This is a genomic window from Aurantiacibacter spongiae (genome assembly GCF_003815535.1).
Lineage (GTDB): Bacteria > Pseudomonadota > Alphaproteobacteria > Sphingomonadales > Sphingomonadaceae > Alteraurantiacibacter > Alteraurantiacibacter spongiae.
The window spans coordinates 2,529,361-2,546,317 of the sequence record NZ_RPFZ01000001.1 but is presented as its reverse complement, the minus strand read 5'-3'; the positions used below and the strand labels follow the sequence as shown (position 1 = coordinate 2,546,317).

General features: G+C 66.8%; 21 protein-coding genes. 14 read left to right on the top strand and 7 right to left on the bottom strand.

Features of this window, described 5'->3' with window-relative positions; genetic code table 11:
- The first annotated feature begins 10 nt into the window (after positions 1 to 10).
- The 4 genes from rapZ (at position 11) to EG799_RS12425 (ending at position 2,520) form a co-directional block, all read left to right on the top strand.
- Positions 11 to 940, top strand: coding sequence for an RNase adapter RapZ (rapZ, locus tag EG799_RS12440; RefSeq protein ID WP_234029150.1), 930 nt, complete (start codon positions 11 to 13; stop codon positions 938 to 940).
- 70 nt (positions 941 to 1,010) lie between these two features.
- Positions 1,011 to 1,415 (top strand): PTS sugar transporter subunit IIA, encoded by a 405-nt coding sequence (locus EG799_RS12435; protein WP_123881748.1) that lies wholly within the window; start codon positions 1,011 to 1,013, stop codon positions 1,413 to 1,415.
- 14 nt (positions 1,416 to 1,429) lie between these two features.
- Positions 1,430 to 1,705, top strand: a complete 276-nt coding sequence (locus EG799_RS12430; RefSeq protein WP_123881745.1) for an HPr family phosphocarrier protein — start codon at positions 1,430 to 1,432, stop codon at positions 1,703 to 1,705.
- Positions 1,706 to 1,719: 14 nt separating this feature from the next.
- Complete coding sequence (locus EG799_RS12425; RefSeq protein ID WP_123881741.1) at positions 1,720 to 2,520, top strand: TrmH family RNA methyltransferase; 801 nt, start codon at positions 1,720 to 1,722, stop codon at positions 2,518 to 2,520.
- Between the two features lie 4 nt (positions 2,521 to 2,524).
- On the opposite strand, the gene EG799_RS12420 is transcribed toward EG799_RS12425, so the two are convergent.
- Positions 2,525 to 3,262 (bottom strand): hypothetical protein, encoded by a 738-nt coding sequence (locus tag EG799_RS12420; RefSeq protein WP_123881737.1) that lies wholly within the window; start codon positions 3,260 to 3,262, stop codon positions 2,525 to 2,527.
- Between the two features lie 6 nt (positions 3,263 to 3,268).
- Positions 3,269 to 4,783: a DNA recombination protein RmuC gene (gene rmuC / locus EG799_RS12415; protein ID WP_123881734.1), complete on the bottom strand. Its 1,515-nt coding sequence runs from the start codon at positions 4,781 to 4,783 to the stop codon at positions 3,269 to 3,271.
- A 170-nt stretch (positions 4,784 to 4,953) separates the two neighbouring features.
- Between rmuC and EG799_RS12410 the strand changes: the two genes are divergently transcribed.
- The 3 genes from EG799_RS12410 (at position 4,954) to EG799_RS12400 (ending at position 6,030) form a co-directional block, all read left to right on the top strand.
- Positions 4,954 to 5,157, top strand: coding sequence for a hypothetical protein (locus EG799_RS12410; RefSeq protein ID WP_123881731.1), 204 nt, complete (start codon positions 4,954 to 4,956; stop codon positions 5,155 to 5,157).
- 72 nt (positions 5,158 to 5,229) lie between these two features.
- Positions 5,230 to 5,631: a four-helix bundle copper-binding protein gene (locus tag EG799_RS12405; protein WP_123881728.1), complete on the top strand. Its 402-nt coding sequence runs from the start codon at positions 5,230 to 5,232 to the stop codon at positions 5,629 to 5,631.
- A gap of 36 nt (positions 5,632 to 5,667) precedes the next feature.
- Entirely contained in the window at positions 5,668 to 6,030 is a 363-nt protein-coding gene (locus EG799_RS12400) for a YkvA family protein (RefSeq protein WP_123881725.1), read from the top strand.
- Between the two features lie 735 nt (positions 6,031 to 6,765).
- On the opposite strand, the gene def is transcribed toward EG799_RS12400, so the two are convergent.
- Together def and recR are read right to left on the bottom strand one after the other, a co-directional pair.
- Entirely contained in the window at positions 6,766 to 7,332 is a 567-nt protein-coding gene (def, locus tag EG799_RS12395; RefSeq protein WP_123881722.1) for a peptide deformylase, read from the bottom strand.
- Positions 7,333 to 7,370: 38 nt separating this feature from the next.
- Positions 7,371 to 7,967: a recombination mediator RecR gene (gene recR, locus EG799_RS12390; RefSeq protein WP_123881719.1), complete on the bottom strand. Its 597-nt coding sequence runs from the start codon at positions 7,965 to 7,967 to the stop codon at positions 7,371 to 7,373.
- Positions 7,968 to 8,011: 44 nt separating this feature from the next.
- Here recR and fmt point away from each other — a divergent pair, with 44 nt between their 5' ends.
- Genes fmt through EG799_RS12370 form a run of 4 tightly spaced genes read left to right on the top strand, consistent with a single transcriptional unit; the run spans position 8,012 to position 11,209 of the window.
- The gene (fmt, locus tag EG799_RS12385) at positions 8,012 to 8,917 is read left to right on the top strand and encodes a methionyl-tRNA formyltransferase (RefSeq protein ID WP_123881716.1); all 906 of its coding nucleotides are present in this window, start codon (positions 8,012 to 8,014) and stop codon (positions 8,915 to 8,917) included.
- Complete coding sequence (gene truA, locus EG799_RS12380) at positions 8,914 to 9,669, top strand: tRNA pseudouridine(38-40) synthase TruA (RefSeq protein ID WP_123881713.1); 756 nt, start codon at positions 8,914 to 8,916, stop codon at positions 9,667 to 9,669. Before fmt ends, truA begins: the two co-directional genes overlap by 4 nt.
- Entirely contained in the window at positions 9,666 to 10,775 is a 1,110-nt protein-coding gene (locus EG799_RS12375; RefSeq protein WP_123881710.1) for an alcohol dehydrogenase catalytic domain-containing protein, read from the top strand. Before truA ends, EG799_RS12375 begins: the two co-directional genes overlap by 4 nt.
- Positions 10,772 to 11,209 carry a hypothetical protein gene (locus EG799_RS12370; RefSeq protein WP_123881707.1) on the top strand — a complete coding sequence of 146 codons (438 nt, stop codon included), beginning with the start codon at positions 10,772 to 10,774 and terminating at the stop codon, positions 11,207 to 11,209. Before EG799_RS12375 ends, EG799_RS12370 begins: the two co-directional genes overlap by 4 nt.
- Positions 11,210 to 11,248: 39 nt before the next feature.
- On the opposite strand, the gene EG799_RS12365 is transcribed toward EG799_RS12370, so the two are convergent.
- The 3 genes from EG799_RS12365 to EG799_RS12355 all read right to left on the bottom strand — a co-directional run bounded on the left by EG799_RS12365 (position 11,249) and on the right by EG799_RS12355 (position 15,466).
- Positions 11,249 to 13,552 (bottom strand): transglycosylase domain-containing protein, encoded by a 2,304-nt coding sequence (locus EG799_RS12365; RefSeq protein WP_123883117.1) that lies wholly within the window; start codon positions 13,550 to 13,552, stop codon positions 11,249 to 11,251.
- A gap of 179 nt (positions 13,553 to 13,731) precedes the next feature.
- The gene (gene cobS / locus EG799_RS12360) at positions 13,732 to 14,712 is read right to left on the bottom strand and encodes a cobaltochelatase subunit CobS (RefSeq protein WP_123881704.1); all 981 of its coding nucleotides are present in this window, start codon (positions 14,710 to 14,712) and stop codon (positions 13,732 to 13,734) included.
- Positions 14,713 to 14,773: 61 nt separating this feature from the next.
- Positions 14,774 to 15,466, bottom strand: coding sequence for a winged helix-turn-helix transcriptional regulator (locus EG799_RS12355; protein WP_123881701.1), 693 nt, complete (start codon positions 15,464 to 15,466; stop codon positions 14,774 to 14,776).
- A 71-nt stretch (positions 15,467 to 15,537) separates the two neighbouring features.
- Between EG799_RS12355 and EG799_RS12350 the strand changes: the two genes are divergently transcribed.
- The 3 genes from EG799_RS12350 to EG799_RS12340 are packed head-to-tail and all read left to right on the top strand — an operon-like array spanning position 15,538 to position 16,955.
- Positions 15,538 to 15,948 (top strand): VOC family protein, encoded by a 411-nt coding sequence (locus tag EG799_RS12350; RefSeq protein ID WP_123881698.1) that lies wholly within the window; start codon positions 15,538 to 15,540, stop codon positions 15,946 to 15,948.
- On the top strand, positions 15,945 to 16,298 hold the full coding sequence (locus tag EG799_RS12345; protein ID WP_123881695.1) for a DUF1428 domain-containing protein: 354 nt from the start codon (positions 15,945 to 15,947) through the stop codon (positions 16,296 to 16,298). The genes EG799_RS12350 and EG799_RS12345 overlap by 4 nt, the downstream gene beginning before the upstream one ends.
- Before the next feature lie 3 nt (positions 16,299 to 16,301).
- The gene (locus tag EG799_RS12340) at positions 16,302 to 16,955 is read left to right on the top strand and encodes a glutathione S-transferase family protein (protein WP_123881692.1); all 654 of its coding nucleotides are present in this window, start codon (positions 16,302 to 16,304) and stop codon (positions 16,953 to 16,955) included.
- Positions 16,956 to 16,957: the final 2 nt, after the last annotated feature.

Below are 16,957 nucleotides of genomic sequence, written 5' to 3'. Positions count from 1 at the left end.
TTTGCTGCCGATGCGCGCATGGGCACGCGCGATGGCTGACGATGCCGCCCAATCGCCCCAGCGCGTCCTGCTGGTCACCGGAATGCTCGGCGCGGGCAAGTCCACCGCGCTTCGCGAGCTGGAGGATCTGGGCTGGGAATCGATCGACAATTTCCCCATCCGCCTGCTCGACCGGTTGCTGACCGGCGAGACGCAGGACCATCCGCTCGCCATCGGCTTCGACTGCCGCACGCGCGGCTTCGTGCCCCAGGACGTGATGGACCAGGTGCGCCAGCTGACCGACGGCGATGCCGTTTCGCTGACCACGCTGTTCCTCGATTGCGCGGGCAACGAGCTGGAGCGCCGCTTCAACGAGACGCGCCGGCGGCATTACCTGGCGCAGGATCTGCCGGTGATGTCGGGCATCTCGGCGGAGCGCGAATTGCTCGCCCCTCTGCGCGCCTGGGCCGACGTGCTGATCGATACCAGCGAATTCTCGGTCAACGACCTCAAGCAGACCATCCGCGACCAGTTCGCGCAGACCGCCCCGCGCGCCATGACCGTCACCGTGTCGAGCTTCGGCTTCGCGCGCGGCAAGCCGCCGACGGCCGATCTGGTGTTCGACATGCGCTATCTCGACAATCCGCACTGGGTGCCGGGCCTTCGCGAACTGACCGGGCTGGACGCGGCCGTGGGCGAGCATATCGAGAAGTCGGCGATCTTCGCCTCCAGCTTCGCCAAGATGCGCGCGCTCGTGCTCGAACTGCTGCCGCACTACGCGGAGCAGGGCAAGACCTACGTCAACATCGCCATAGGCTGTACCGGGGGGAGACACCGCTCCGTCTACACGGCGGAGAAACTGGCCCGGGCCTTGCGCGAGGGAGGCTTTTCGCCCACCGTGCTGCACCGCAACCTGGCTTCGCGCGCCGCCGAACTGGTGGAGGGCGGCCAGCAGTCATGATCGCTTCATCCAGCAAGGTTCACTCTCCCGTGTCGCAAATCCCCCGTCGCACGAAGTACTGCCGCATTTCATGATCGGACTCATTCTCGTCACCCACGGCCGGCTGGCCGAGGAATTCGTCTCCGCGATGGAGCACGTGGTCGGTCAGCAGGACGGCGTCGCCACGATCTGCATCGGTCCCAGCGACGACATGGAGGTGCGGCGGCAGGAAATTGCCGACGCCATCGCCGCCGTCGATACCGGGCGCGGCGCCATCATGCTGACGGACCTGTTCGGCGGAACGCCTTCCAACCTCGCGATCTCGCTCCTCGAACAGGGCAAGACCGAGGTGATCGCCGGGATCAATCTGCCGATGCTGATCAGGCTGGCGGGCGCGCGCAAGGAATTGCCGCTCGCCCGCGCGGCGGAAGCGGCGCGCGAGGCTGGACGGACCTACATCACGCTGGCATCAGAGTTCCTGGGACAGGAAGCCTGAGGGAGAACGGGGCGATGGGCGAAGCCAGTCGCGAGGTGACGATCGTCAACAAGCGCGGCCTGCACGCACGCGCCAGCGCCAGGTTCGTCGCCGCGGTCGCCGACATGGACGGCTCGACCGTCACCGTCGCGCGCGACGGGCAGCAGGCCTCGGGCGGATCGATCCTCGGCCTGATGATGCTGGGCGCGGCCAAGGGGGACGAGGTGACGCTCAAGGTCTCGGGCGATGCCGCCGAGGATCGGCTGGGAGAGCTGGTCGCCCTGGTCGAGAGCGGCTTCGGCGAAGACTGACGGGGCGGCCACCGATGCGCCGCGAGATCACCGGCTTTTCCAATCCCACCGTGAAATGGCTGCGCAGTCTGCGCGACAAGAAGCATCGCCGGCGCGAGGGACGCTTTCTCGCCGAAGGTCTGCGCCTGCTGACCGACGCGTACGAAAGCGGGCGCGTGCCCGAAATGCTGGTGATGGCCGACACGCGCGACGCCCATCCGCTGATCGCCTCGCTGGAAGAAGCTGTGACGGCGGAAGGCGGCGATGTGGTCGTCACCACGCCCGACATCCTCGCCAAGATCACCGGCAAGGACAATCCGCAGGCGGTCGCCGGGGTCTTTGCCGAGTTCGACACTTCGCTGGCCGCGGTCCGGCGCGGTGCCGCGCCGATCTGGCTGGTGGCGCAGGCCCTGCGCGATCCGGGCAATCTCGGCACCATGCTGCGTACCGGCGACGCGGTGGGCGCGGGCGGACTGATCCTGGTCGACGACTGCGCCGACCCGTTCAGCGCGGAGGCGGTGCGCGCCAGCATGGGGGCGGTGTTCACGCAAGGGATAGCGCAGGCGCGCTGGCCCGATTTCCTCGACTGGCTGCGCGGGGGCGAGGGCCAGCTCGTCGCCGCGTCGCTGCGCGATGCGGTGCCCTATCGCGGCGCGCCCTACGCCGCGCCGTGCTTCGTACTGGTCGGCAACGAATCGCGCGGTCTGCCCGAGGATTACGAAGCGGCCTGCGACCTGCGCGTGACGATGCCCATGCGCGGCCGCGCCGATAGTCTCAACGCCGCGGTTGCCGCCGCCGTGCTGTCCTACGAGGTGCTGGCGGCGCTGGAGGTGTGATCGCTCAGTCGCCGGCGAGGAAGTTGACGATCCGCCAGCGATCGTTGCGCCGGGCGGCCATCAGGCGATAGCCGAGCATCGAGCGCAATTGGTCCGAACGCACGAAACCGCTGACGTCCTCCCCGCTTTCCGGATCGGTCCATTCGACCCTGCGGTATTCGCCGCCGCCGGGATTTCCCGATGCGATTGTCGCCCTGTCCCACGATATGCGCGCAATCACCGCGGATCGTTCGTCCGGCCCCTGATACATCGGGACATCCTGACCCATCACCAGCATCGAGGTGGCTGGATCCGCGTCCGTTTCCTGCGCGAAGTACCACGGCATGGTGATCGAATCGTCGCCCTTTGCGGCGCAGCCCAGATCGAGGATACGCTCCAGCTCTCCCCACAGCCGCCCGCCGTCGGCCGCCAGCCGCTGTCGCATGGTGGCGATGCCGGCGCCCCCGCCGAAGTCGAGCTTGATATCGTCCGCCGCCAGCGAGGCGAGCGCGTCGGCATCGCGTTCTTCCACCGCGGTTCGCAGCGCGGCGAGGAAGGCGGGCGCGCCGGGCAGGTCGGTGCAGTCGTTGCGCGGCGCGAGGGGGCCCTTCAGCACCTCGACCGGTTCGGCCGCGGGCTCGCCCGTGACCATTTCCTCGGCCGCGCGTTCGAGCTTTTCGGAAGGGGGATTGGCGCGGTCGCAGGCGGCGAGCGAAAGGAGGGCGGAAGTGGCGAGCAGGGCGGCTACGCGGCGGCTGTTCATGTCGTCTTATCGATCCTCCTCGCCCCCGCCGCTCTCAACCGGCAGGCCCGATACCGGTTCCGCTACACGCTCCGCCCCGTCCTGACCATCGGAATCGGGGAAATTGGTCAGACGCCGCGGCGCGCTGTTGAGCGGGGTCGCCTCGAGCAGTTCCTTGGCCGAGGTATCGACCGACAGTTCCTCGAACCGCTCCCCCGTACGGCGCAGGTTGGAATCGAACGATCCCACCAGCCTGTCGAAATGCTGGTTGGTGGAGGCAAGGCTCTTGCGCAGCTGCGAGAGATGGCCGGCGACGACGCCCAGCCGATCGTACATCTCCTTGCCAAGCCGCGCGATCTCCTCCGCATCGGCCTGCATTCCGGCCTGTCGCCACACCGTGCTGACGGTCAGGGCGATGGACATGAAGTTGAGCGGACTGGCGAGGACGATGTTTTTCTTCAACGCATAACCGAGCAGCGCGTGATCCTGCGTCAGCGCGGCGTAGAGGACGTGTTCGCCCGGCACGAACAGCACCACGAAATCGGCCGAGCCGGGGACATGATCCTGATATCGCTTGCCGGCCAGGTCGTCGATATGGCCGCGCAGTTCGCGCGCATGGGTGCGCAGCAGTTCGCCCCGCTCCTCCTCGCTTTCCGCCTCGTTCGCCCGGGCGTAGGTGTTGAAGACGTTCTTCACGTCCACCACCATGCACTTGCCGCCGGGAATGTTGATGACGGCATCGGGGCGCAGATTGGCGCCGCTCTCATCCTTGACGTTGACCTGGAAATCGAAGTCCGCCCGATCGTACAGACCGCAGCTTTCCAGCAGGTTCGCCAGCTGCAACTCGCCCCAGTCGCCCCGCGCCTTGGTCGCCCCGCGCAGCGTGGTGGTGATGCGGTTGGCACCTTCCACCACCCGCTCCTGCCCGGCGCGCACCTCGCTGATGACGCCGTGCAATTGCTGGAAATCGTTGACCCGGTTCTTCTCCAGCTCCTCCACCCGCTTGCGATAGCGCTCCATCGTCTCGCCGACCGGGCCGACCTTCTTCTCCAGCGCGGCGAGGCTTTCCTTGTTGAGCGTTTCCAAGCGGGTCTGCGCGCCCTCCAGGAACTTGCTTTGCGCCCCGGTCAGCAGCTTCTCGCCGATCTCGTTGAACTTGGCCTGCATCTTGTCCTCTGCGGCGGCAAGGCGCGCCAGTTCGCGTTCGAGCTGCCGTTCCTTTTCCGCCAGCCGCTCCTCGAACGCCCTTTCGCGGGCGGCGGTCTCGCTCTCCAGCCGGCCGAGCCGGTTTTCCGCCGCGCTGCGCGCCTCACGCGCTTCGCGCAGTTCGGCCAGGTGCCCTTCCCCCGCGCGCGCACGCTCGCTCATCTCGGCAAGGTCGCGGACCAGTTCGCGCACCCGCTCGTCCGCCTGACGCGCGGCATCGTCGCGTTCGGCGTGGCGGGCGCGCCAGTCGGCGGCGGGCCTGCCGCCGAGCCAGTACCCTGCGAGGCCGGCCACCACGGCGACCCCAATCACGACGAACAGAACGGGCAGATCCATGAAGCGCGTGCCTTGAACGAGAGGAACGAACAGCGAACCTATACGGCGCGCGGCGTCCTTCGCAAGGCTGACGCCAGGCTCTTCCACATGCGGACGAACCGTGCAATATGACCGCGTTTGAAAGATCGTTCACGGGGCCGCATCCATCGCGGCCGCCCAGGATGGGACGCATGACGCACGATACCAAATCGCAGACGGAAAAGCTGGAACACGACCTGAAGAACGCCGAGCAGGAAAAGCGCGCGTTGAAGGGTCTGCTGAAACGGGCGGCGGACGAGATCGACGATCTCGCCGGATCGGATTGCGAGACCGAGGACCGGGAGAAGGCCCGTCGCATGGCCGGCCGCCTGAGAGACGTCAGCGACGACGGTTGAGCCGCCAGGCGCGAAACGCGCCCGGAACATGCTTCGCTCCCGATGGTCAGTCAGGGAGAAGGAGAAACATGCATGTCGATCAAGGAAATGATTTCCGAACACCCCAGCGTCGGGTCCGACTACAACGAACAGCTGGCAGAGGCGGTTAAGCACGCGATGTACTGCGCGGCGATCTGCAATTCCTGCGCGGACGCCTGCAACGCGGAAAGCGGCGACATGTCCGAATGCATCCGCAAGTGCATGGACTGCTCCGACATATGCCAGGCGGTCAGCACCGTCGCCGCGCGCCGCACGCATGGTAACACCGTCGTCATCAAGTCGCTGCTGGAAGCGTGCATCATCGCCTGCAAGGTCTGCGCGGAAGAATGCGCCAAGCACGACAACGCGCACTGCAAGCGGTGCGAGCGCATGTGCCGCGAATGCATGGAAGATTGCACCAAGGCCCTGCAGGGCATGGTCGACGCCGCTGTCTGATCACGCTCCGGTCGCGGGGCGATTGGCCCGGCGGTGATGGACAGGCTTCGCCGCTGGGCCCGCGCCCTCAAGACCGAGATCGGCGCCCTGTGGCTCGCCGCCCGTGACCCGCGCGTGCCGACGGCAGCGAAGCTGCTGGCGGGCGTGGTCGCGGCCTACGCGCTCTCGCCCATCGACCTTATCCCCGATGTCATTCCGGTGCTGGGCCTGCTGGACGATCTGCTGATCGTACCGGCGGGCATCTGGCTGGTGCGCAGGATGATCCCGGCACCGCTGCTTGCCGAATTGCGCGAGCAGGCACGAGAGCGGACAGCGCCGCGCTCACTGGCAGGGGGTGGGTTCGTACTGGCGGTTTGGGCTGCGGCGGCCGTTGCGGGATGGTGGTACTGGTGGCGGTAGTTTGGGGAGATCGGCGTTTGACCTAGAAAGCGGACGTATCACCACGACCGAAACCAGGTGGATTTGCGACTGTCGGCTTTGAGAGTAAGAAGTCGGAAATCGAACATTCGAACCGAAGGCGAAATCCGAGTCGGCCGCGCCGTTGAGATTTCACTGCTCAACCGGTTGCGGCGGACACATATGGGTGATCGTTTTCGCCTCAATGCCGTAAGTGATCGAAGCACAGCAGCGTGAGAGTGCTCTATGCAACCTGAGCCCAAACAATCAAAAAATGATGCGTGGTTCGTTTACTCGCGTCGAGCCGGAAAGATTTCCGCCGCTCCTGTAAATGCAAAAGGGTGGGCTACCTTGGCCGCCTGTCTCACAATAATAATAGTCGCAAGCTGGGCGGTCGCTGAATTGGCGTTTAAAGTTCATCCAGCCCTTGCATGGGTCGGCTTGTTCGTCGTCATAGCAGGTGGTGTCCTAATCACGGTCAAGATAGCCATGGCAAAAGGTCGGCAATTGGATTGAGTTAGGCGTCCGAGCGTACGACGAAGCAGATCGACCGCTTTCGAGTAACACTCAGTCAAATTTGAATGACCGCCTTGGGGTCGCTAGCGGAACGTCAGGTTGCAGATCGCAAGCCGTGCGCGGGAAGCTGATCAGCTTCCATCGCTTCTCGCCATGCCGTCCTGCGTCCTGGCTCCGGCGCCGCGTCCTGGCCCCGTTCAGCCCTGGACCTTATCCCCGCCCTCAGGCCGCCTCGCGCATCTTCTTCAGTTTCTTCAGCGCCATGTTGCGCTTCAGGCGGCTGAGGTGGTCGATGAACAGGATGCCGTTGAGGTGATCCATCTCGTGCTGGATGCACACCGCCAGCATGCCGTCCATCTCCTCCTCATGCGGATTGCCGTCGAGATCCTGGTAGCGCACGCGGCACCTGGCCGGACGATCGACGTCGGCAAAGATCTCGGGGACCGAAAGGCAGCCTTCCTGATAGGCCTTCATCTCCTCGCTCGGGTCGAGGATTTCCGGGTTCACGAACACGCGCGGATCGTTGATGACCGGCTGGTGGGTATGGGCGTGACCATCGTGATCGCACGGCACCGGTTCCGCGTCCGGGTCTTCCTCCTGCAGGTCGATGACGAGCAGGCGGACGGGTTCGCCCACCTGGATGGCGGCGAGACCGATGCCGTGGGCATCGTACATCGTCTCGAACATGTCCTCGGCGAGCTTCTTCAGATCGTCGTCGAAGGTCTCGACCGGGTCGGACACGGTCTTCAGCCGGGGGTCCGGCGCTTCCAGGATTTCGCGTATGGCCATGCTCTCCACAATAGGCGCGCACGGCTGAATATTCAATGTCAGGAAAGCGGCCTGCGCGCCCGTAGCGCCTGTGCCAGCGTGCCCTCGTCGAGGTAGTCCAGCTCTCCGCCCACCGGCAGGCCGTGGGCAAGCTGCGTGATGCGGACGGGCCGGTCCTCCAGCCGCTCGGCGATGTAGTGCGCGGTGGTCTGCCCCTCGAGCGTGGCGTTCATGGCGAGCACGACCTCGTCCACCCCGCCCTGCGCGACGCGGGCGAGCAGACTGTCTATCGCCAGATCCTCGGGCCGCACGCCGTCGAGCGCCGACAGCCGTCCGCCGAGCACGTGATAGCGCCCGGTGAACAGCCGCGCACGGTCGAGCGCCCACAGGTCGGCGACGTCCTCGACCACGCAGATGCTTTTCGCGTCGCGCTTGGGATCGGCGCAGATCGTGCACGGGTTCTGCGTGTCGACATTGCCGCAGGTCTTGCATTCGACCAGCCGGCTCTGCACCGTGCCCAGTGCCTCTATCACCTGCCTCAGCGCGGTCTCGCGGTGCTTCACCAGCCACAGCACCGCGCGCCTCGCCGAACGCGGGCCGAGGCCGGGCAGGCGCGCCAGCGCGGCGGCGAGGTTCTCGATCTCTTGCGATGCCATGATCCCGCAGATAGGGCCGCCGGCGAGCGATAGGAAGGCCGGCAATGCGCATCATCTTCATGGGGACACCCGATTTCGCCGTGCCGACGCTCGACGCGCTGGTGGATGCAGGGCACCGGGTCGTCGCCGCCTACACCCAGCCGCCCCGCCCCGCCGGGCGCGGCAAGAAGGCGCGGCCCTCCCCCGTCCACGCGCGGGCGGAGGAGTTGGGCATCGCGGTCCGCCTCCCCGCCAGCCTGAAGGATATCGCCGCGCAGGCCCGCTTCCTGGAACTGGAGGCGGAGGTGGCCGTGGTCGCCGCCTACGGGCTGCTGCTGCCGCGGGCGGTGCTCGCCGCGCCCACGCATGGCTGCCTCAACGTCCACGCTTCCCTATTGCCGCGCTGGCGCGGGGCGGCGCCGATCCAGCGCGCGATCCAGGCGGGCGACCGGACGACCGGCATCACGATCATGCAGATGGAAACGGGGCTGGATACCGGGCCGAAGCTGCTGTCGGCAAGCACCCCGATCGAGGACAAGACCGCGGGCGAACTGCACGACGAGCTGGCCCGGATGGGGGCGCGGCTGATGGTGGAGGCGCTCGGCGATCTGGACGCGCTGACCCCCGAGCCGCAGGAGGAGCGCGAGGCCACGCACGCGCCCAAGATCGCCAAGACGGAGGCCCGGCTCGATTTCGAGGCACCGGCCCTGCAACTCGAGCGCGAGGTGCGCGCTTTTTCCCCCTTCCCCGGATCGTGGTTCGCGCTGGACGGGGAACGGATAAAGATGCTGCGCGCCCGTGTCGTCGGCGTGAACGGTGCGCCCGGCACCGTGCTCGACGATCAGCTGACCATCGCCTGCGGCAATGCCGCGCTGCGCCCGCTGCGCCTCCAACGCGCTGGCAGGCCGGCGATGGATGCGGCGGATTTCCTGCGCGGCAAGCCCGTGCCGGTGGGCACGGTGCTGCGGTGACACGCTTCGCCTTCACGCTGGAATTCGACGGCACGCCCTTCTTCGGGCTGCAACGCCAGGGCGACGGGCCGAGCGTGCAGCAATCGGTGGAGGAGGCGCTGCACCGGATCACCGGCGAAGACGCGACGCTGCACAGTGCCGGGCGCACCGACAGCGGGGTTCATGCACTGGCGATGCGCAGCCATGCCGATATCGCCAAGGACATCGCCCCCTTCCGTTTGATGGAGGCGCTCAACGCGCATCTGAGGCCCGAACCCGTTGCTGTGACCGCCTGCGAGGTGGTGGCGGACGACTGGCACGCGCGCTTTTCCTGCATCGGGCGCGCCTACGAATACCGTATACGCAACCGCCGCGCGCCGCTGACGCTGGAACGCGACCGCGCCTGGCTCGTCACCCGCCCGCTCGATGCCGAGGCCATGCACGAGGCGGCGCAGGCGCTGGTCGGGCGGCACGATTTCACCACCTTCCGTTCGGTCCATTGCCAGTCGGACAGCCCCATCAAGACGCTGGACCGGCTCGACGTCAGCCGCGAAGGTGACGCGATCATCGTGAGGACGGCCGCGCGCAGCTTCCTGCATCACCAGGTGCGCTCCATGGTCGGCACGCTGTCGCTGGTCGGCCTCGGCCAGTGGCGGCGCGAACAGGTTGCCGAAGCGCTGGATGCTGGAGATCGCGCCGCGCTGGGATACAATGCCCCGCCTCAGGGACTGTATTTCGTCAAAGCCATCTACCCAGGAGAGGAAACACCATGACCACCACCGGCCGCCAGCTCGTCTCGACCATGAATGCCGACAACACCATGACGCTCGAACTGGTGGAGCGGGAGTTTCCCGAACCGAAAGGCAATCAGGTGCTCGTCCGGATGGAGGCCGCCCCGATCAATCCGTCCGACCTGTTCCTGATGACGACGGGGGCGGACCTGGAAAACGCCGACTACTCGGCCGGAAAGGTCGTGATGCCGGTCGCGCCGCAGGTGGCGAAAGGCCAGTCCGCGCGCCACGGCAAGCCGCAGAAGGTCGGCAACGAGGGTGCCGGCGAGGTCATCGCGGCGGGCGATGGCGAGATGGCGCAAGCGCTGATGGGGCAGCGCGTCGCCTGCGTTCCCGGACACTCCTTCGGCGACTATGCGCTGGCCGATGCGACCATGTGCCTGCCGCTCGGCGACCATTCCTCGCGCGAGGGCGCGGCGAGCTTCGTCAACCCGATGACCGCCCTCGCCTTCGTCGAGACCGCGCGGGCCGAGGGGCACGATGCCATCATCCACGCCGCCGCCGCGTCCAATCTGGGCCAGATGCTCAACCGCATCTGCCAGGAGGACGACATGGGGCTCGTCAACATCGTGCGGCGGCCGGAACAGGCGGATCTGCTGCGCGAACAGGGCGCCGGCCACGTCGTCCTGAGCAGCGCCGGGAATTACGAAAAGCAGCTCGCCGACGCGATCCGGGCGACCGGTGCCTATCTCGGTTTCGATCCGGTCGGCGGCGGCACCACCACCGATACGTGCCTGCGCGCGATGGAGCGCGTGGCGGCAAGCCGGATGGAGGAATTCAACCGCTACGGCTCCGACCAGCAGAAGAAGATGTACATCTACGGCCGGCTGGAACTGGCACCGACCGTGCTCACGCCCAGCTACGGCTTCGCCTGGACCGTGTCGGGCTTCCTGCTCACCCCGTTCCTGGCCAAGGCGGGGCCGGAAACGCTGATGCGGATGCGCAAGCGGGTGCTGGACGGGCTGACCACCACCTTCGCCAGCGAATTCAAGACCCGGGTCGACCTCGACGAGATGCTGACGAAGGACGCGATGATGGACTACGCCCGCATGGCCACGGGAGAGAAATACCTGGTGACGCCGGCATGAGCGGGGCAGGCGGCCCGCCGCGCTGGTGGCAGATGCCGATGACCCTGCGCATGACGCAGGGCGAATACCGCGCCAACGTGACGGGTATCAACATCGTGTTCGGCGCCGTGCTGGGCTTCGTGCTGGCGGACACGGCCGCGCTTTCGACCACGGATTTCATCGTCCTGCTGCTCCTCAACGCGGGTATCGTGGTCACCATCCTCTATCTCGGCAGCAGTCCCTACCGGCTGTGCTACGGCGTCACGGCAGTGGCGATGATCGCGCTGCTGCCGCTGGTGCTGGACGACGCGGTCGCGGCAACAGTGCCGCGTTTGCAGGCGACGCTGGGCGTATGGACGGCCGTGGTGATCGTCGTGGAACTGATGCCTCGCGAGAAGCCGGCCCCGTATGGGCGCGACACTACTGAGAGGATCGAAGCGGACGAACCGGAATAGCGCCACGCGCCCGCGCCAGACAGGCGTGTCACAGGCGTGTCAGCCCGCCGGCTCGGCTTCCTCGAACTGCCGCGCCTGGCGGTCGAGATACTCCTCGTAACGCTGCCGTTCCTCCTGCTGGCGCTGGCGGGCCGCATCGCGCGCCTCGCGTGCCCTCTCGGCAGCGCGGCGGCGCAGCTCCTGCTCGTCCACGTCGAGCGAGAAGCTGCCGTCGCGAACGCCCGCCTCCACCGGTACGCCATCGACGTCGGAGACGATCGTCGCCTCTCCGTCGCGGATGATGAGGCGGGTTCCGTCGCCCAGCGGGATGTCCTGCACTTCCGGCACGTCGAGCGGCTGGACCGGACCGCTCGGGTTCGGGCGCGGCGTTGGCGTGGCGGGCGAAGGCGCGGCGCTGGCCCCGATGGCGGCGCGCATGAAGTCGCGCCAGATGCGCGCCGGTGCGCCGCCGCCCGAATTGCCGGCGAGCGGGGAATTGTCGTCGTTGCCGACCCATACGCCCACCACCAGATCGCCGGCATAGCCGACGAACAGCGCGTCGCGATTGTCCTGCGTGGTGCCGGTCTTGCCGTAATTGGCGACGTTGAGAGATGCGGCGCGTCCCGTTCCCTCGTTCACGGCGGTCGAGAGCAGATCCTGCATGGCGTCCCGCGTGCGGCTGCCGAGCAAATCCCTGCCGTCCCATACCCAGTCGAACCAGCCCGGCTCTGCTTGCGGAAAGGCGTGCGGTTCCACCGGGAAGGCGTTTCCCGCGACCCCGGCATAGGCGGCGGTCAGCTCCAGCAGGCTCATGCCCGACGTGCCCAGCGCCATGCTGGGATCGCCCTGGGGCAGCGGCGCGGTTACGCCCAGATCGTGCGCCGTCTCTATCACCGCCTCGCTGCCGACCGCGTTGAACAGGCGCACCGCCGCGACGTTGCTGGACCTGGCGAAGGCTTCGCGCAGGGTCAGCGATTCCGAATATGTCCCGTCGTGGTTCTCCGGCCGGTAGGAGCCTTCGGTGAACGGTTGGTTCGATATGCGATCGTCAGGCGACCAACCGTTCCTCAGCGCGGCGAGATAGACGAACAGCTTGAAGGTCGAGCCCGGTTGCCGCCGGGCCTGCGTGGCGCGGTTGAAGGCGCTTTTCGCGTAATCCTTCCCCCCGATCATGGCCACGACCTCGCCATTGGTGCGCATCGCGACCAGCGCCACCTGCGCGCCGCCGAGGCTGGCGTTCTCGGTCGCCCGGCGCGCCGCGTTCTGGAGTGTCGCATCGAGCGTCGTCGTCAGGGTCTGGCGCGAATAGCCGACCTCGCTCAGCTTGCGTGCCTCGGGTAGCGCCCAGTCGGCGAAATAGGTGCCGGTGGGGATGTCGTTCGTCTCGCGCACGTCCGTCCTGGGGACCGGCATCGCGTCGGCCTCGGCCTGCGTGATGTAGCCTGCATCGACCATGGCCCCCTTGACCAGCGCCATGCGTTCCGCAGCGCCTTCGGGATTGGTCGTCGGGGCGAGCCGGCTGGGCGCCTGCAACAACCCCGCCAGCATCGCCGCCTGTTCGGGCTTCAGGTTTTCGGGCTTGCGGTAGAAGTAATGCAGGCTTGCCGCGCGCAGGCCATACATGTTGTCGCCGAAATAGGCGTTGGAGAGATAGCGCTCGAGTATCTCGTCCTTCGTCAGCCACGCTTCCAGCCAGAAGGCGATCAGCGCCTCGCGGGCCTTGCGCGTCAACGTGCGTTCGGGGCTGAGGAAGGTGAACTTGGCAAGTTGCTGCGTGATCGTGCTGCCCCCGCCGGTTCCGGTGAAGGCGGCACGCGCGATGCCGCGCGGATCGACACCCCAATGGCTGTAGAAGCGGCGGTCCTCGATGGCGAGGAAGGGCTCGATCACGTGGTCGGGAAGATCGGCGACCTTCACCGGCGCATCGACCACCGCGCCGTTGCGAGCGATCGGCGTGCCGTCGGCTGCGAGCAGCGTGATCTGGGGCGGCGCGATGGGTTGCAGCGACTTGTTGAGCGGCGCGGTTATGGCGAGATAGGCCACCAGCGCGATGAACAGCGCGATCAGCGCGGCGACGATCCGGCTGATCCACCACAGCCATCCGCGGTTGCGCAGTCGGCGGGGAAGGTAGCGTTTCCAGCCGGCGGCCGGCGGGGGAGCATCGGGGGGCGTCCCGGTGCTCCCCCGAAAATCGTCACGGGTGCCGTATCCGGTATCGGCCCGGTCGAGGTCGTGGAGCGGCGTCCAGGGCGCATCCTCCAGCGCGGAATTCCGATCCCAGGCGGGGCCGCCATAGCGCTTGTCCCACCGGTCCTGCCAGTCATCCCCCTCGTCTCGGCGGGAACGGAAAGGGTTGCGCCACATCTCGCTCACACTACCGTATTAGCACAACAACACACTATTGGCGAGTGGTTGACCGAAGCGGGCTGAACGGGAGCGTAACGGGTCATCTGCGACAGGCCGGAGGAATGGCGGAACGGGCGTGTTATTACACGCGGCGCAGGCCGGCGCAAAGCCGCTCGTCGGTGGTGTTCGGCAGCTCGTCAGGCGCGCGAGACGACGCTTTCGGGCAGTTCGGCACCGAACACGCGCTGATAATATTCGGCCACCAGCATCCGCTCCGCCTCGTCGCACTTGTTGAGGAAGGACAGGCGGAAGGCAAAGCCGGCGTCGCCCAGGATCTCCGTGTTCTGCGCCCAGGTGATGACCGTGCGCGGGCTCATCACGGTGGAGATGTCGCCGTTCATGAAGCCCTGCCGCGACATGTCGGCAACGCGGATCATGTCGGCAACCAGCTTGTCGTCCAGCGTGGTCTTGGCGCCGACTATGGTACGCTCCGTCTCCGCCGGGAGGTAGTTGAGGCCGACGACGATGTTCCAGCGGTCCATCTGCCCCTGGTTGATCGCCTGCGTGCCGTGGTAAAGGCCGCTGGTATCGCCCAGGCCGACCGTATTGGCCGTCGCGAACAGGCGGAAATGCGGATCGGGGCGGATCACCCGGTTCTGATCCAGCAGGGTCAGCTTGCCCGCCTGTTCCAGCACGCGCTGGATGACGAACATCACGTCGGGCCGGCCGGCATCGTATTCGTCGAAAACCAGCGCCACCGGATGCTGCAACGCCCAGGGCAGCAGACCTTCGCGGAACTCCGTCACCTGCAACCCGTCGCGCAGCACGATGGCATCGCGCCCGACCAGGTCGATCCGGCTGATATGCGCGTCCAGGTTGATGCGGATCGTCGGCCAGTTGAGCCGCGCCGCCACCTGCTCGATATGCGTGGATTTGCCGGTGCCGTGATAACCCTGCACCATCACCCGGCGATTGTGCGCGAAGCCGGCGAGTATCGCGAGCGTGGTATCCGGATCGAAGACGTAGGCCTCGTCGGTATCGGGCACCCGCTCGTCCGCCTTGCTGAACGCCGGGACTGTCATGTCGATGTCGATCCCGAACGTCTCGCGCACGTCGAGCGTGGTGTCGGGCGCGGCCATCGCGGTGCCGCCTTTTTCGGTGCTGGTCATGTCGTTCATATGGGCCCGGTGCCTAGCGGTGCCACCATCGCACCGCAACACGGTATTCGCGTCACCGGGGTCATCCGGCCTTAGGCGGAAGGGCGAACAGGCCGACGAAACGTTGCGCGAGATCAACGTCGCCCTCGATGACGAGACCAGGCAATGCGCGCGGCGGAACGTCGCCATAGAAGCGGGCCGCCAGCAGCGCGGCGTCGGGCGCGCGGAACACCGCGCCGGCGCCGTCGACCGGTTCGCGCGTCACCGGCATGTCGCCCCCCGCCAGCCGCGCCCGGAAGGTCTGTCCGGCGATCACGAACCCGATATCGCAGTCGAGCGATGCATGATCGTCCAGCATCGTCCTGAGCGAGAGCATGAAGGCGACCGGCGAGAGCGGCAGGGTCGGATCGTGCAGCGGCGAGCGGGCCGCCCACCGCCCCAGTTCCTGTATCAGCGGTTCGGCGAGATAGCCCCATTCGGTCAGCTCGTAGACCTGCACCGCCACGGGCGGATCGAGCCTGCGCCGCCGCAGCACGCCCGCCCGCTCGAGACCGGCAAGCCGTTCGGTCAGCACCTTGGCGCTGATCGAGGGCAGTCCGGCGCGAATGTCGGAAAAGCGCAATGCGCCCAGCATCAGTTCCCGTACCACGAGAAGCGACCAGCGTTCGCCGATGACTTCCAGGGCGAAAGCGGTTCCGCATGCATCGCGGTACCAGCGTCCGTGCAGTGCGCCGGCAGACGCATCCGGATTTGCGGTTTCCTTCCGTAACTTCATCGTTGCTTTTTGTAATGGGCGGGCGCAGGCATTGCAAATGGCGAGTCGCCGACGGGTGAGAGGAAGCCGCGATGCCGAAGTCGATCTTCGTGAACCTGCCCGTCTGTGACCTTGCCCGATCAACCGCGTTCTACGCCGCGCTGGGGTTCGGGAAGAACCCGCAATTCTCGAATGATCAGGCGTCGGCGATGGTCTGGTCCGACACGATCTGCGTCATGCTGCTCACGCATGAATTCTACCGCACGTTCACCGACAAGGCGATCATCGATGCCGCCACGACCAGCGGCGTGCTGCTGTGCGTCTCGTTCGACAGCCGCGAGGCGGTTGATGGCTTCCACGCCGCCGCCCGAGGAGCCGGCGGGCGCGAGCCGCGTCCGGTCGAGGATCGGACAATCATGTATGGCGGCGCGATCGAGGATCCGGACGGCCATGTCTGGGAAACCGTGTGGATGGACGCATCGGCGATGGAGAATGCGGCATGACATATGTGAGCGCCTTCGTGACCCCTGTCGAGGACGCGAACAGGGACGAATATCTCGCCTCCGCCAGGGCCGCCTGGCCGATGTTCAAGGATTACGGTGCGCTCGCCATGATGGAGAACTGGGGCGTCAACGTGCCCGAGGGCAAGCGCACCGATCTGCGCCGCGCGGTCGATCTGCGAGACGGCGAGAGCGTCGTCTTCAGCTGGGTCGTCTGGCCCGACAAGGCAACCAGCGATGCCTGCGAAGCGAGCATGCAGACCGACGAACGCTGGCAGACACTCGCCATGCCGTTCGACGGGACACGCATGATCTATGGCGGGTTCGAGACAATCTTCTCGGCAGAAGCCTGACCGGTGGCCGGCCCCCTCGTCATCCATACGCTCGACTGGGTGCCCGAAGGCCCGCGCGGCTACGTACGCGACCTGCGGCTGCGCTGGGCATGCGAGGAGGCGGGGCGCGCTTACCGGATCGCGGGCGTCGGTTTCGAACACCGCGCGACCAATCACCTCGGCGACCAACCCTTCGGACAGGTGCCCTTCATCGAGGACGGCGACGTTCGCATGTTCGAGAGCGGCGCCTGCCTGCTGCATATCGCCCGGGACTGCGACCGCCTTCTGCCGGGTGACCCCCAGGGGCGGGCAACCGCGATCTCCTGGATCTTCGCGGCGCTCAATTCGGTGGAGGTCGTGACGATGCCCTGGTGGTTCATCGGCCTTTCCCGGCCGGAAACCAATCCGCTCGACGATCTCGTGGATCAGCGGCTCGCCGCGATGGAGCGCGTCCTGAAGGACAGGGAGTGGCTCGCCGCCGGTCGTTTTACCGCCGCCGACCTGCTCATGGCGGACGTGCTGCGCATCCCGGCTCTGCGAGGGCGAGGGGACAGGCCCGCGACCCGCGACTATGTTGCCCGCGTCACCGGCCGGCCGGCATTCGCACGGGCGCATCGCGATCAGCTCGATCATTTCGCCCACGCGGAGAAAGCGCGTTCGCTCAACGAGGGAGTTTGACG